Origin of the sequence: Desulfurivibrio dismutans, from assembly GCF_029210385.1 — a bacterium.
GTDB classification, from domain to species: domain Bacteria; phylum Desulfobacterota; class Desulfobulbia; order Desulfobulbales; family Desulfurivibrionaceae; genus Desulfurivibrio; species Desulfurivibrio dismutans.
This window is the reverse complement of sequence record NZ_JARGDQ010000012.1, coordinates 45811-59761: the sequence shown is the minus strand read 5'-3', so window position 1 is coordinate 59761 and position 13951 is coordinate 45811. Positions and strand designations below refer to the sequence as shown.

Sequence of the window (13951 nt, the reverse complement as noted above, 5' to 3'; positions counted from 1 at the left end):
TCCGATGGCCTGGGCACGATCACCGCCCTCAGCGACCAGCGGGCCCGGGTGGTGCAGAACTACCAGTACGACGCCTTCGGCAACCCCGCCCCCGGCGGCGGCAACCGGATCAAACAGCCCTACCGCTACACCGGCCGCGAGTACGACCCCGAAATCGGCCTGTACTTCTATCGCGCCCGCTACTACGATCCGGATATCGGCCGGTTCATCTCCCAAGACCCCATTGGCTTTGCGGGAGGTGATGTTAATCTGTATGGGTATGTCCTGAATAATCCGGTTAATTGGATTGATCCATATGGATTGACCATGATCGGACCGGTCTGGGGCGATGGAGGTTATCGAGAGATCGCAGATATGTACGGCAAGAAGCCACCGCCAGGTTTTTTTGAGAGTTACAATATCTCAGCCCCGGGGGCATGGGACTTAATTGCTGCCGGCGCAGCCATTACTTCTGTAAATGCGAAACTTTTGAGTTATGGAGTCTTTATGGGGCCAAAAGGAATTGTCCCCATAGCGACTGGGGTAACAGGAATGGCTTTTGGTTCTTGGGTGATGATGCAAGGGTTTAAGCAGATAGAAATAATAGAAAAGGAAAAATGTGAAAATTAGGGCATATCAATGTTAAATCGCATTCCAAAAAACCAGAAAAAACGTTTTCTCCTTAATTCATTTGTCTACCTACCTATAGGTGTAGCGATAGGTATATTTGTGTCCCTGATTTTGGCCAGATTATTTGATATAACCCCGACCTTGGGGGAAGTAATTTTTATTAGCACCGTCATTTCATTGGCATGCGTTATAAGTATCATCAATTTTTATCGTAAACTATCTGGAATGAAGGACAAATAAGGAAAACCAGAAAACGGAAAACCGGAAAACCGGGACCGGAAAACCGCGCGGAAAACCGCGGAAAACCCGGTAAAACCGGGACAGATCTATTTTTTCTCGATGGGTTGGGCGGAGCGAGATTGGGTTGTCTCCATCATGTCACGGAGATCGGAACTATGAGGAAAATCATGGGTAAGTCAACTCATCGGAAGTCCGCGTTGGTCTCCATGGGCGTTCGATGTGCATTGTCTGCAGTGCTGGTGTTTGCGAATTTTCCCACCATCGCCTTCGCCCAATCATCATGCCCGGGAATTCACGTGAAAATTCCGAATATAAAAAACAGTACTGGAAATATAGCTTGTGGGATTTTCGAATCACCAGAGGGTTTTCCCAATAAATTTTTGGGTTCGGCAAAGGCAATTATAATAAGGAAAATTCAGAAGACAAAAGCGCAATGCGTCTTTTCGGATATCCCGCCGGGAACCTATGCGATCGCCGTCATCCATGATGAGAACATGAACGGGGAGCTCGACACCAATTGGCTTGGTGTCCCCAAGGAAGGCTACGGCTTTTCAAATACGACCGTTGACGAATTCGGCGCCCCTGCGTTTTCTGCCGCCAGCTTTCCATACGATGGGCAAAACATAGATCTGACGATCAGGTTGAATTACTGAGCGACCTTTACGACGCCGCCGGTCGGCGCACCGGCGCCCTGAGAGGTGGTCACCAATTTCCGGACAGGTGCTAAGGCTGGTCGCCGATAATTCGCAGCAGTTCGTCCACCTCATAGAGGGGAGGGGGGGCAGCGAGAATCTTGTCTCCTCGCCGCCGGTTCCGATGGTTATTGTGTGGGCCACTTCCTGACAATTTGGCGGATCCAGGTCAAAGCGCACCGCCACCTTGCCCCGAGCAAAGCGCCGCATCAGGGTTGACTTGCCGACTTTTCTGGCGCCTCGCAGCACCAGGGGTTTACGCCGCTTATTGGCGGGCAAGAAAAAAGAGAAATCATTCTGGTTGACAAGGTTACTACAGGTAGCGTACGATTTGACGTACGTTAGGGAGGCGTCAATGACCACAATTACTGCAACCGAAGCCAGAAAGCATCTCTACAAGCTACTCGACGATGTAGCCGAGTCGCACGATCCCATTCAGATCACCGGCAAGCGCAACAACGCGGTCCTGGTGTCTGAAGACGACTGGCGTGCCGTGCAGGAGACCCTCTACCTGCATTCCGTTCCCGAACTGAAGGAATCGATCCTTGACGGTATGAAGACGCCAGTTGAAGAGTGTGATGAGGAATTGGACTGGTGAACTGGAAGCTGGTCTACACCAAACACGCCCAAAAAGATGCGAAAAAGCTTGCCGCTTCCGGCTTGAAGCCGAAAACACAGCAATTACTTGATATCCTCGCCGACAATCCCTTCCAAAATCCACCACCATACGAAAAGCTCGTTGGTGATTTGGCTGGTGCCTGTTCGCGGCGCATCAACATCAAACATCGGCTTGTCTATCAAGTTTTCGAGGATCTTCGCACGGTGAAGGTGCTGCGGATGTGGACCCACTATGAATAGAAGAGAGCACGCATCCAAGCCGCGCTTCTCGTGCGTCGCTGGGGCAGGGCAAGTTTGTTGTTTATTTGACTTGCAAATCGAAAATCGGGCGAAAATGGCGGGCCAAAATGGTGTCTGACCCCATTTTCTGCATCGGTTATCATCACGATGCCCTGGGTCGGCTGCTGGTCAAGCAGTACCCCGACGGCACCGAAACCACGTTCAGCTATAACGCCCAGGGGCGGATCACCCGGGCTGCCAATCCCGAGATCAGCTACAGCTTCAACTACGATGACGCCGGGCGGATCACCGGGGTCAGCGACTCCCGGGGCTGGAACCTGGAATACAGCTACGACGCCGCCGGTCGGCGCACCGGCGCCCTGACTCCCGACGGCCGATGGGTGGATTACGGTTACGATCCCGCCGGTCGGCTCGCCGAGATCAACGACAGCGGCCGCACCTTCAGTTTCCGCTATGACCCGGCTGGCCGGCGTGCCGCCCTGGTTTACCCCAACGGGGTCAAGGCAGACTACGATTACGATCCTGCCGGTCGCTTAACGGGCCTTGTCCACCGGTCAGGCACCGCCGTCATCGCCGCCGCCGTCTACGATCTCGACCCGGTCGGCAACCGCTTGCGTCTGACCGGAGCGGATCAGGAGATCGACTATCGCTACGATCGCACCCACCGGCTGCTGGAGGCCAACCCGGTCGCTCCCGGCGGCAGGCCGGCCACCCCCGGCCAGGAGGGACAGGGCCGGGGACAGGGCCGGGGGCTGGAGCAAGGCGGAGCACCCCAGGGCGGGCCGCAACAGCCGGAGTTCTACCAATACGATCCCGCCGGCAACCGCCAGGCCAGCCACCGCCACGACGAATACCGCCACGACCGGAACAACCGGTTGCTGAGCGCCGATCAGGCCCGGTACGATTACGACGCCAACAGCAACCTGATCAGCAAGGTGACCGCCGAGGGCGAGACCATTTATCGCTGGGATTTTGCCAACCGGTTGCGTGAGGTGGTGATGCCCGACGGCACCAAGGTGGAGTTTGCCTACGACCCCTTCGGCCGCCGGCTGGAAAAACGGCTTGCCGATCCCGAAGGGGCCGAGACCACCACCCGCTACGTTTACGACCACGAGGATATCGTGCTGGAGACCGACGCCAATGGCCAGATCGGCAACCGTTACCTCCACGGCCCCGGCATCGACGAACCCCTGGCCCTTTACCATGGCCGCGAGATCTATTACTATCACTCCGACGGCCTGGGCACGATCACCGCCCTCAGCGACCAGCGGGCCCGGTTGGTGCAGAGCTACCAGTACGACGCCTTCGGCAACCCCGCCCCCGGCGGCGGCAACCGGATCAAGCAGCCTTACCGCTACACCGGCCGCGAGTACGACCCCGACATCGGCCTGTACTTCTACCGCGCCCGCTACTACGATCCGGATATCGGCCGGTTCATCTCCCAAGACCCCATCGGCTTTGCGGGAGGTGATGTTAATCTGTATGGGTATGTCCTGAATAATCCGGTTAATTGGATTGATCCGTGGGGGCTGACCCGAACATTTTTAATCAAGCAATTTGTTGATAAAACAATTAGAAGCATTTCTCAAAGCTATATGCGAGATATTGATCCAGCAGGGAGAAGAATTATTAGTGCCGGTCTTGGCGGTGCTGCTGCTGGTGCAGTTGGCGGTGCAATCGTTGGTGTTCCCGCCTTGGGCATTGGGACTGTTCCTTCAGCGATAGTCGGGGGTGCTGCTGGATTCAGTGGAGGTCTACTAATTCAAACAGGGTTTGAGGTTGTAGGATTGGGACAGTCTATTGAGGAACTTACAAATGAAATAATTGACAATTTTTTTAACTCGATCATTGATGCACCAGGTGATAGCAGTACACCATGCAAATAGGATAAATCAGAGCAGGAAAAATAATCATGGCTGCAATATGCAAAATATGTAGTAATGAACTAGAGGTAAAATATTACAAAAAATATGGACTTATTGTTCTCATAAGTTGTTTGCCAATGTTTCCTTTGTTGATGTTTATTGCTTATGGCACAATAATTCCATTTTTATATATTTTATTTGCAGTTATTTCTGGAATTTTATTGCTTTTAAAAAAAGAAAGGTATTTTTACTATTGCAGTAAATGCAAACTAAAAAAGTCTCGTTCTGAAGTTGAGTGAAGTTTGACTATTCCCGATCTGGGAATAAAATGGTGCAAAATACTATTTATCTCACGGTCGGCAACTTGGTGGAACGTGTCGATCCCGACGGAGCCGTCCTCGGATCACCCGGGCTGCCAATCCCGAGATCAGCTACAGCTTCAACTACGATGACGCCGGGCGGATCGCCGGAGTCAGCGACTCCCGGGGCTGGACCCTGGAATACAGCTACGACGCCGCCGGTCGGCGCACCGGCGCCCTGACTCCCGACGGCCGATGGGTGGATTACGATTACGATCCCGCCGGTCGCTTAACGGGCCTTGTCCACCGGTCAGGCACCGCCGTCATCGCCGCCGCCGTCTACGATCTCGACCCGGTCGGCAACCGCTTGCGTCTGACCGGAGCGGATCAGGAGATCGACTATCGCTACGATCGCACCCACCGGCTGCTGGAGGCCAACCCGGCCTCTCCCGGCGGCAGGCCGGCCACCCCCGGCCAGGGCCAGAGCCGGGGACAGGGCCGGGGGATGGAGCAAGGCGGAGCACCCCAGGGCGGGCCGCAACAGCCGGAGTTCTACCAATACGATCCCGCCGGCAACCGCCAGGCCAGCCACCGCCACGACGATTACCGCCACGACCCGAACAACCGGTTGCTGAGTTCCGATCAGGACCGGTACGATTACGACGCCAACGGCAACCTGATCAGCAAGGTGACCGCCGAGGGCGAGACCAGTTACCGCTGGGATTTTGCCAACCGGTTGCGTGAGGTGGTGATGCCCGACGGCACCAGGGTGGAGTTTGCCTACGACCCCTTCGGCCGCCGGCTGGAAAAACGGCTTGTCGATCCCGAAGGGGTGGAGACCACCACCCGCTACGTCTACGACCACGAGGATATCGTGCTGGAAACCGACGCCAATGGCCATATCGGCAACCTCGCCCCCGGCGGCGGCAACCGGATCAAACAGCCCTACCGCTACACCGGCCGCGAGTACGACCCCGAAATCGGCCTGTACTTCTACCGCGCCCGTTACTATGACAGGAGTTTAACCATGGCGCACATACACAAGAAAATCAAAAAAGGCAGACCCTACTATTACCTGCGGGAGATCGCCCGAGTGGATGGCAAGCCCAAGGTGGTCAACCAGGTTTATCTCGGCAGCCCCGAGCGGTTGCTGGAGTTGGCCAAGGGTGCTGGTAGCCGGGAGGTCGAGCGCATCCAGGTGCAGGAGTTCGGCTCGTTGTGGCTGGCCGAGTTGCTGGATCGGGAGATTAACATTGCCGGCCTGGTTGATTCGGTGCTGTCGCCGGCGGAGCGAAAAGGCTCGCCTTCGGTGGGGGATTATTTCTTCTATGCCATCGCCAACCGGATGGTGGCCCCCAGGTCCAAACGGGCCTTGGCGGAATGGTATCGCACCACCGCCATCCAGCAGATCCGGCCGGTGGCCCTTGATGCCTTGAGTTCCCAGGCCTATTGGAAGCAGTGGGAGAAGATGGACAGTGCCAAGCTGGCAGCGGTGGCCGATCTCTTTTTCCGTAAGCTGGCGGAGCTGGAGCCCTCATCGGCGGACGCGGTGATGTTCGATACCACCAACTACTACACCTTCATGGCCGGCAACACCTCTTCGGAACTGGCCCAACGTGGTCGGAACAAAGAGGGGCGGCACTGGCTGCGGCAGGTCGGGGTGGCCTTACTGGTCGCCAGAGACAATCGGCTGCCGCTGTTTTACCGAGAGTATGAAGGCAATCGTCACGACTCCAAGGTTTTCCTCAAGCTGGCCCAGGAGCTGTTCAAGGTCGCCGGCCGTGGCGGCCAAGGCACCATGACCATCGTTTTCGACAAAGGGATCAACGCCGAGGCGAATATCGCCGCCATCGACGCCAATGACCGGCTCCATTTCGTCACCAGCTATTCGCCCCATTACGCCGAAGAGCTGATCCACGTGGATCGCAAGCATTTCCAGGTGGTCGATACCGCCAAGAACCGGCAGCTCAAGGCCAAAGGCCGCGATGACGACCTGTTGCTGGCCTGGCGGACCAGCCGGGAGTTGTGGGGCAGGGAGCGCAGTGTGGTGGTCACCTATAATCCCCGCACCGCCACCAAGCAGCGTTACGCTTTCGAGCAGAAAATGCTGCGTTTGGAGGAGGAAGTGCATCTGATGCGCCACAAGGTCAACGGCCAGGCAGCCCAGTGGCGTAACCTCGCAACGGTGCAGGAGCGTTATCTCAACCTCTGCCGGGAACTGCACCTGCCGGATGATCTTTACCGAGTGGAGCTGTTTAGAGACGGCAAGCGCTTACGGATGAACTGTCGCAAAAACCACTATCGGATCGGTCGCCATATCGACTACTTCGGCAAGAACATCTTGGTCACCGATCATCCCGACTGGAACACCGACGAGATCGTCCAGGCCGGCCTGGACCGCTACGTGGTGGAGCAGAGCTTCCGCCAGAGCAAGGATCACGAAATGGTTGCCATGCTGCCCCTGCGCCACTGGACCGACGGCAAGATCAGGTGCCATATCTTCACCTGCGTGGTTGCCCTGGCCTATCTGCGTCTGCTGGAAATCCGCCTGGCCCGTAACGGGCTCAGGATCTCCGCCGCCGAGGCCATGGAGAGCCTGCGCACCCTCCATTCCTGCCTGCTCTGGCCGACCGGTGCACGAAAGGCCCAACGCCGCCTGGAGGAACCCAACGAAAAACAGGCGGCAATTCTCCAGGCTTTGGGCTATAAAGTGATGAATGGGGCCTTACAGCCCGGGCAGTGACATTTTTTTGAATATGCGTTGTTTTGTCGCTCTGGTATGAGCTGAGTGGTTAAACTCCTGCGAGAGTTGCGATAAATGCGGCCGCCCCATGGTCTACAAACATGGCCGCTTCGGAAAATTTCTGGCCTGTTCGGGTTACCCGGACTGCAAAAACGTCCGGGCCATCAGCACCGGGGTGGGCTGCCCGGAAGAGGGCTGCGACGGGGAACTCGTGCAGAAGGTCTCCAAAAGGGGCAAGGTCTTCTACAGTTGCAACCGCTACCCCAAGTGCACCTTCGCCCTATGGGACAAACCAGTGGCCAAACCCTGCCCGCTGTGCAACTCCCCCTTCCTGGTAGAAAAAAGCAACAAGAAGGGCCGCCGCCTGGTCTGCCCGGACAAAGAGTGCCGCTACTCCGAGGAACTGCCGGAAGAAGAGTAAGCCGCCGCCCCCGGCCGGGCCGCCTTGACAAACATTCCCCAGCAGAACTATCTTCTAGTGTATGACAGTCCGTTGAAAAAAAGTCAGAGATGGCTTTTTCAACGGACTGATGAGTGGCGCGCCGTTTTGCGGCCGGGTCGGGAATCGTCCCGTTCTGGAGCGAAACGGTGGCTGGCCACGGCACGGGGAGTGGCAATATGAACGTGAACGGCATTACCGGCAACAACCCGCTACCGCTGGCTCTTCTCGGTACCCGGCCGGGGATGCCCTGGAATCCGCCGACCGCTCAAGAGACCGCCCCGGAATCCGGCACGGAGGCGGCGCCCACAACCGGCCAGGCTCCGGTCGGCGATATCGTCAACCCGACCCCCCCGGCGGTCGACATCAACTTCCAGCAACTTGAGGTGTTACGCCGGATCGCCTTCCCGTCCCCGCCGGCACCTTCGTCCCTGCCGCCGACCTTGGCCAACCTGCTTGAAGGCCGGGAATTGGAGCCTCCCGTGCAAAGGGAGCAGATCCTCAGCCAAGCCTTGCTCACCCTGGGAGCCCGGCCGGAGGCCGCGCAGCACCCGTTTCTGCTGCCGGATATCCCCACCACCCTGGAATTCATCGGCTTTGAGGGTGAACTACCCGCCGCCGCGCAAAGCGCTCTGCGGATCAGCGCCATGCTCCAGACACTGGCCCCCCCCACGCCAATGCCACCGGCAAGCCCACCGCCGCCCGCCATCACCCCGGTCGCCGCTTCTTCACCGCCGGCAGAACAGGTTGATCGAGCGGTTCCTCCCGCCGCCGTTACCGAACCGCCCGCACGGGAAGCCGTGCCGCCAACCGGACCGCCCCACGCAACAGCGGTTGCGCCTTCACCGGCGCCAACGCCGGCGGAACCGGTTACCCTGACGGCGGCCTTTCTGCCTCCGGACCTGACGCCGGCCACCCTGCCGGTAAGCCGCTTTCCGGATCGCACCCCCTATGTGCTGGTCGTGATACAACCCCATGACCCTTCAACTTTTCCATCCAAACCGGCCCCCATGGAGCGGCAAGTAACGCCGGTGCGGCCCATCGCCGCCTCCCGGCCGATTGGCGATGCCTTCAGCCGGCAGTTGCTGTCTCGGGGCAAAAGTGCACGCCAGGACAAGGTTGAATACGGCACCGCCACAACCACCCTTGCTCAGGCGGAAAAATCAATTCGCCACACCCTGGCCTTGGCCAATGAGGATATCAGCACCCAGGGATTACCCTTGCACCTGGTGTTTACCAGGAGTCCCGGCGGCCCGGGGGTGGATGTCTACGATTGCTCCGACTACCAGATCTGTCGGGTTTCGTACCATGCCCCGATCAGCCTGGAGAACCTGACCGAGACCCTGGACCACCTGCAGCACGAAACCGGAATCATCGTCAACCGACGATCTTGAGCCAACCGAGCTTTTCTGATGATTTTTCAGTAACTGGAAGGTATACTTGGAACGTGCTTCTCTTCGCGAAACAAGAGAGCCTTTCTTAACCTTAAACCCCAAAGGAGACAGGCGATGGTTTCCGGCATTCAATCGGCACTGTCCGGCCTTATGGCCCTGCAGAAAAAGACGGCGGCCACTGCCCATAACACCGCCAACGTCAATACCGACGGCTATAAAAAGGTTAAGGTAACCCTGTCTGAAGGCACCCCGGTGGGCACCATCGAGGCCCGGGCGGAAAAGATCGAGACCCCCGGCCCGGTGGTCCAGGAGCAGACCGCTGCGGGAACGGAAATGGTGGAGAAATCAAACGTCGACCTGGCGGAAGAGATGCCCAACCTGATGCTCAGCCGCCGCTACTTTCAGGCCAACCTCAAGGTTGTCCAGAGCGAGGATGAGCGGCTGGGGAGTCTGCTGAACATCAAAAGCTGATCTCCTGATGCGTAATGCGGCCATCCATGATGGTCAGCATGGCCTTACCCTGCATTTCCCAATCGATAAACGGTGAGTTACGGCTGCGCGACTTGAGTTCGTCGGCCCGGAAGGTGAATTTATAGTCCGGGTCGATGAGGGTCAGGTCTGCCGGCTCACCCACCGCCAGCCGGCCGCCCGGTACGCCCAGGATGCGGGCGGGGTTAGTGCTCAGCCGAGCCACCAGTTGCAAGGGGGTCAGCAGGCCGTCCCGGACCAGGGCCAGGCTTAAAGGCAGGGCGCTTTCCAGGCCGATGATGCCGTTGGCCGCCAGCTCAAACTCCAGATCCTTTTCCAGATCGCTGTGGGGGGCATGGTCGGTGGCAATCACCTCCAGGGTGCCGTCGGCCAGGGCCTCCCGGATCGCCGCCACATCGGCGGCGGTGCGCAGGGGCGGATTCATCTTGGCCCGTGTATCGTAAAGGCCCACCGCCTCTTCGGTGAGAGTGAAGTAATGGGGGGCGGTTTCCGCCGTCGCCTTCACCCCCCGCGCCTTGGCCCGCCGGATCAGGTCCACCGAACCGGCGGTGCTGACGTGGGCGATGTGGACGGGCCGACCGGTGTACTCGGCCAGGGCCAGTTCCCGGTGAACCATGATCTCCTCGGCCACCGCCGGAATCCCCCGCAGACCCAGACGGGTGGCGGTTGCCCCCTCGTTCATCGCCCCGTTGCGGCTTAAACTTTCCTCTTCGGCGTGGCTGATCACCAGCAGGTCGTGGTCACCGGCATATTCCAGGGCCCGCCGCATAAGCTGGCTGTTGACCACCGGGCGGCCGTCGTCGCTGACCGCCCGCACCCCGGCCCGGCGCATCTCGCCAAAAGGCGCCAGGGTTTCACCCTGCAGCCCGACACTGATGCTCCCCACCGGATAGACCCGGGCCGCCGCCCCGGCCGCCGCCGCCAGTATTTGCAACGTCACTGCGGCACAGTCATTGAACGGTCGGGTGTTGGGCATGCAGACCACGGCGGTGAAACCGCCGGCGGCGGCGGCCGCCGCCCCGCTGACCACCGTTTCCTTATGCTCGTCGCCAGGCTCCCGCAGGTGCACATGGAGGTCGATCAGGCCGGGGGTCAGCCAGCGACCGCCGGCATCCAGCCGCCGCAGTTCCGCCGGCAGCTCGACCCCCTCGGGCCGCCCCGCCGCCACCGCGGCGATTATGCCGTCCCGCACCAGCACGTAGCCCAGCGCATCCAAACCGCCAGCCGGGTCAAGCAGCCGGGCATTTTCCAGCAAAATCACGGATTCCAAATTATCAACAGACATAATTCTCCCTACTCGCCGCCCATGATCAAATACAGAAGCGCCATTCGGATCGCCACCCCGTTGGTCACCTGGTCCAGAATCACCGAACGGGGACCGTCGGCCAGGGCAGGATCGAGCTCGATGCCGCGGTTGATGGGACCGGGGTGCATGATGATGGCGTCGGATGCGGCATGTATCATGACTTCCGGCGTAATCCCGTAAAAAATGGCGTACTCCCGGAGCGAGGGCAGCAGGGGATCCTGCTGGCGCTCCTTCTGGATGCGCAGGGCCATCACCACATCGGCCCCGCTCACCGCCTGGCGCACCGACCGGCAGTGCTGTGCCCCCATGGCGGCAATCCCCGGGGGAATCAAGGTGGCGGGCCCGGCCACCCGAACTTCGGCCCCCATTTTAGCAAATCCGATGATATTGGAGTGGGCCACCCGGCTGTGGGTGATATCGCCGATGATCGCCACCTTCAGGCCTTCGATCCGGCCCTTGTGCTCCCGCACCGTCATCAGGTCAAGCAGGGCCTGGCTGGGGTGTTCGTGGGCGCCGTCGCCAGCGTTGATCACCGATGCGTCGATGTGGCGGGCCAGCAGCCCAGGGGAACCGGAGCAGGCATGGCGAATGATGATACAGTCGGGGTTCATGGCCGCCAGGTTACGGGCCGTATCCACCATGGTCTCCCCTTTGACCGTACTGCTGCCGGCCCCGGAGATATTAAAGGTGTCGGCGCTCATCCGCTTGGCGGCAATCTCAAAGGAGAGCCGGGTCCGGGTGGAGGGTTCCAGAAACAGGTTGATTACCGTCTTGCCCCGCAGGGTGGGAACCTTTTTGATCGAACGCTGGGATATTTCCTTGAAACTCTCGGCGGTTTTAAGAATGAAATCGATATCGGCGGCGGCCAAGTCACCAAGCCCCAGGATATGTCGATGCGGAAACAGGTAATCAGCGCTCATGGTTACTCAATCCTCTGCCCCAGTCGGTTCCAGCGCACCCCGGTTTCCTCCCGGTCCCAGGACCAGTAAAGAACGAAGGCCTTGCCTCTTAGCGCGGTGGTTTCCACCATGCCCCAGAACCGGCCGTCGTGGCTGTTGTCCCGATTGTCTCCCAAGGTGAACAGCTCATCGGGCCCCACCGTCACCGGGCCGAAGTTGTCCCGGGGCTGGCGGGAGGGCGGCAGGATGTCGTCATCGCGAAAGACCGCCCGGGGATCATCCAGCGGTTCACCGTCGATATACACCTTTTTGTCGCGGATCTCCACCGTCTCACCCGGCAACCCGATGATCCGCTTGATATAGTCCTGGCTGGGATTACGGGGATAACGAAAAACCACCACGTCATAGCGCGCCGGCTCCTGCAGACTGATCCAGACTTCCCCGTTGAAGGGGTTGCGCACCCCGTAGGTGAACTTGTTGACCAGCAGATGATCGCCGATCAACAGGGTCGGTTCCATGGAGCCGGAGGGAATTTTGAAGGCCTGCACCACAAAGGTGCGAATCAGCAGGGCCAGCACCAGGGCAACAATAATGGCCTCTGCATATTCACGAAAAACGGATTTCCGTGAAGAGTCCCGAGTTGTATCGGCCAAACTTTTTCCTCCAGCAAGATTTTTAAAAGACTCGGTTTATTTTACGGCCAGCCGCCCTGCGGTTACCGAACAGTACCGACAAAACCCTGCAACCATCAGGGTTTTTGGCCGCCGCCGGCGGCGGCCGGTAAACCTTGTTAGCTATACCGCAAAGCGCAAAAAAAGACAAGCAACCGCTTGATATTCAAGCTTTACCCTTGACATCGCGGCCCTTTTATGTCCTTAATGCGAACATCACGTTAGGGTGAAAAGCCCGGAAGTACCCGGAAGTATAAAGAAAGGCAACGGGAAGTTGCCCGATGACATAAAAAACGTGCAAGTCTGGTACAGGATCAGTAATGGCCCTAACCCTGCCTAAGATCAAAATAAGCCTGCCTTCCTTCGGGCGACTGACCCTGCCCGGTCGCGGCGGTCCCCCCTTGGCGCTGGGGCTGGACATCGGCTCCCACGCGGTCAAGGTCTGCGAACTGCACCGGCTTACCAGGGGCTACCGGCTGCTGACCCTGGGCAGCTCCCTGATGCCGCCCGATGCCACCGAGGACGGCGCCCTTACCGACGCCGAGGCCGTGGCCGGAGTCATCTCTCCTTTGCTGGCCAACCTGAAAAGCAAAAACCGCAAGGTGGCCATTTCCGTTTCCGGCTACTCAGTAATCGTAAAAAAAATCAACCTCCAGGTGATGAGCACCGAAGAGTTGGAAAAGCACATCGTCGAAGAGGCAGAACAGTACATCCCCTTCGATATCGATGATGTTTATCTGGACTTCCACGACCTGCAGACCAACCGGGAAGGCGACGAAAACACCGACGTCATGCTGGTGGCGGCCAAGAAAGAACTGGTGGACGGCTACCTGGATCTACTGGAAGGTCTGGGCCTGCAAACAGTGGTGGTGGACGTGGACGCCTTTGCCCTGGAAAATGCCTTTGCGGCTGGCGAACCCCGAGTGACAACGGAAAACGTTGCCCTGGTGGACATCGGTGCCGGCAAGATGAACATCAATCTGCTCAGCGGTGGCAGTTCGGCCCTGACCAGGGATGTCACCCTTGGCGGTCGGGATCTTACCATTCAACTGCAAAACGCCCTGGGGCTTTCCTTCGATGAAGCCGAGGATCTGAAGACCGGCAAAACGCCGGCACCCACGGAAGAATTGCAGCAGAAAGCGGTGGGCGTCGTACAGGACACCTGTCGGCAGTGGAGCGAGGAGATTAAACGGGCCATCGCCTTCTACATGTCCACCAACGAAGAGCACCCCATAAGCCGGATCGTAATCAGCGGCGGCAGCGCCAGAATCACCGGCCTGGCCGATTATCTCGCCCACCAGTGTGAGTTGCCCTGCTCTGTATTCAACCCCTTCGCCAGGACTGAGTACGACCCACTAAAAATCGACCCCAAGTACCTGCAGGCCGCCGCCCCGGAGATGGGCCAGGCCTTCGGTCTGGCCACCCGGTCGGTGGAGTTTTAGGGGAA

At 58.7% G+C, this 13951-nt stretch carries 14 protein-coding genes and 2 pseudogenes; 13 read left to right on the top strand and 3 right to left on the bottom strand.

The window, feature by feature from the left end; all coding sequences use genetic code 11:
- The 12 genes and pseudogenes from P0N66_RS12320 to P0N66_RS12270 form a co-directional block, all read left to right on the top strand.
- Positions 1 to 609, top strand: a 609-nt coding sequence (locus P0N66_RS12320; RefSeq protein WP_275805853.1) for an RHS repeat domain-containing protein, incomplete at its 5' end; no start/stop codon positions are given.
- 395 nt (positions 610 to 1004) lie between these two features.
- The gene (locus P0N66_RS12315; protein ID WP_275805851.1) at positions 1005 to 1502 is read left to right on the top strand and encodes a DUF2141 domain-containing protein; all 498 of its coding nucleotides are present in this window, start codon (positions 1005 to 1007) and stop codon (positions 1500 to 1502) included.
- 394 nt (positions 1503 to 1896) lie between these two features.
- Positions 1897 to 2139: a type II toxin-antitoxin system Phd/YefM family antitoxin gene (locus tag P0N66_RS12310; RefSeq protein WP_275805849.1), complete on the top strand. Its 243-nt coding sequence runs from the start codon at positions 1897 to 1899 to the stop codon at positions 2137 to 2139.
- Entirely contained in the window at positions 2136 to 2399 is a 264-nt protein-coding gene (locus tag P0N66_RS12305; RefSeq protein ID WP_275805847.1) for a Txe/YoeB family addiction module toxin, read from the top strand. The genes P0N66_RS12310 and P0N66_RS12305 overlap by 4 nt, the downstream gene beginning before the upstream one ends.
- A 107-nt stretch (positions 2400 to 2506) precedes the next feature.
- Entirely contained in the window at positions 2507 to 4285 is a 1779-nt protein-coding gene (locus P0N66_RS12300) for an RHS repeat domain-containing protein (RefSeq protein ID WP_275805845.1), read from the top strand.
- A gap of 26 nt (positions 4286 to 4311) precedes the next feature.
- On the top strand, positions 4312 to 4563 hold the full coding sequence (locus P0N66_RS12295; RefSeq protein WP_275805843.1) for a hypothetical protein: 252 nt from the start codon (positions 4312 to 4314) through the stop codon (positions 4561 to 4563).
- A gap of 505 nt (positions 4564 to 5068) precedes the next feature.
- Positions 5069 to 5368 (top strand): annotated as a pseudogene (locus tag P0N66_RS12985) (RHS repeat domain-containing protein); the annotation flags it as partial.
- A gap of 222 nt (positions 5369 to 5590) precedes the next feature.
- A complete protein-coding gene (locus tag P0N66_RS12290; RefSeq protein WP_431190049.1) occupies positions 5591 to 7306 on the top strand; it encodes an IS1634 family transposase in 1716 nt (571 codons plus the stop codon).
- 73 nt (positions 7307 to 7379) lie between these two features.
- Positions 7380 to 7460, top strand: a pseudogene (locus P0N66_RS12285) (topoisomerase DNA-binding C4 zinc finger domain-containing protein); the annotation flags it as partial.
- Positions 7461 to 7481: 21 nt separating this feature from the next.
- Positions 7482 to 7727: a DNA topoisomerase family protein gene (locus P0N66_RS12280; protein WP_275805857.1), complete on the top strand. Its 246-nt coding sequence runs from the start codon at positions 7482 to 7484 to the stop codon at positions 7725 to 7727.
- Positions 7728 to 7924: 197 nt separating this feature from the next.
- A complete protein-coding gene (locus tag P0N66_RS12275; protein WP_275805839.1) occupies positions 7925 to 9139 on the top strand; it encodes a hypothetical protein in 1215 nt (404 codons plus the stop codon).
- A gap of 114 nt (positions 9140 to 9253) precedes the next feature.
- Entirely contained in the window at positions 9254 to 9610 is a 357-nt protein-coding gene (locus P0N66_RS12270) for a flagellar basal body rod C-terminal domain-containing protein (RefSeq protein WP_275805837.1), read from the top strand.
- Here the strand turns inward: P0N66_RS12270 and P0N66_RS12265 are convergent.
- From P0N66_RS12265 to lepB, 3 genes are read right to left on the bottom strand one after another with little or no spacing between them, the layout of a single operon-like run.
- A complete protein-coding gene (locus tag P0N66_RS12265) occupies positions 9600 to 10913 on the bottom strand; it encodes a dihydroorotase (protein ID WP_275805835.1) in 1314 nt (437 codons plus the stop codon). The two genes, P0N66_RS12270 and P0N66_RS12265, sit on opposite strands and share 11 nt — an antisense overlap.
- A gap of 8 nt (positions 10914 to 10921) precedes the next feature.
- Positions 10922 to 11854 carry an aspartate carbamoyltransferase catalytic subunit gene (locus P0N66_RS12260; RefSeq protein ID WP_275805833.1) on the bottom strand — a complete coding sequence of 311 codons (933 nt, stop codon included), beginning with the start codon at positions 11852 to 11854 and terminating at the stop codon, positions 10922 to 10924.
- A 2-nt stretch (positions 11855 to 11856) separates the two neighbouring features.
- Entirely contained in the window at positions 11857 to 12486 is a 630-nt protein-coding gene (gene lepB / locus P0N66_RS12255) for a signal peptidase I (RefSeq protein WP_275805831.1), read from the bottom strand.
- 338 nt (positions 12487 to 12824) lie between these two features.
- Here lepB and pilM point away from each other — a divergent pair, with 338 nt between their 5' ends.
- Positions 12825 to 13946 (top strand): type IV pilus assembly protein PilM, encoded by a 1122-nt coding sequence (pilM, locus tag P0N66_RS12250; protein ID WP_275805829.1) that lies wholly within the window; start codon positions 12825 to 12827, stop codon positions 13944 to 13946.
- Positions 13947 to 13951 lie beyond the last annotated feature (5 nt).

Bases quoted from the DNA above. Each gene is read 5' to 3' on its own strand.
- P0N66_RS12315 (WP_275805851.1), top strand. From the start codon at position 1,005: ATGAGGAAAATCATGGGTAAGTCAACTCATCGGAAGTCCGCGTTGGTC.
- P0N66_RS12310 (WP_275805849.1), top strand. From the start codon at position 1,897: ATGACCACAATTACTGCAACCGAAGCCAGAAAGCATCTCTACAAGCTA.
- P0N66_RS12300 (WP_275805845.1), top strand. From the start codon at position 2,507: ATGGTGTCTGACCCCATTTTCTGCATCGGTTATCATCACGATGCCCTG.
- P0N66_RS12295 (WP_275805843.1), top strand. From the start codon at position 4,312: ATGGCTGCAATATGCAAAATATGTAGTAATGAACTAGAGGTAAAATAT.
- P0N66_RS12290 (WP_431190049.1), top strand. From the start codon at position 5,591: ATGGCGCACATACACAAGAAAATCAAAAAAGGCAGACCCTACTATTAC.
- P0N66_RS12275 (WP_275805839.1), top strand. From the start codon at position 7,925: ATGAACGTGAACGGCATTACCGGCAACAACCCGCTACCGCTGGCTCTT.
- P0N66_RS12270 (WP_275805837.1), top strand. From the start codon at position 9,254: ATGGTTTCCGGCATTCAATCGGCACTGTCCGGCCTTATGGCCCTGCAG.
- P0N66_RS12265 (WP_275805835.1), bottom strand. From the start codon at position 10,913: ATGTCTGTTGATAATTTGGAATCCGTGATTTTGCTGGAAAATGCCCGG.
- P0N66_RS12260 (WP_275805833.1), bottom strand. From the start codon at position 11,854: ATGAGCGCTGATTACCTGTTTCCGCATCGACATATCCTGGGGCTTGGT.
- pilM (WP_275805829.1), top strand. From the start codon at position 12,825: ATGGCCCTAACCCTGCCTAAGATCAAAATAAGCCTGCCTTCCTTCGGG.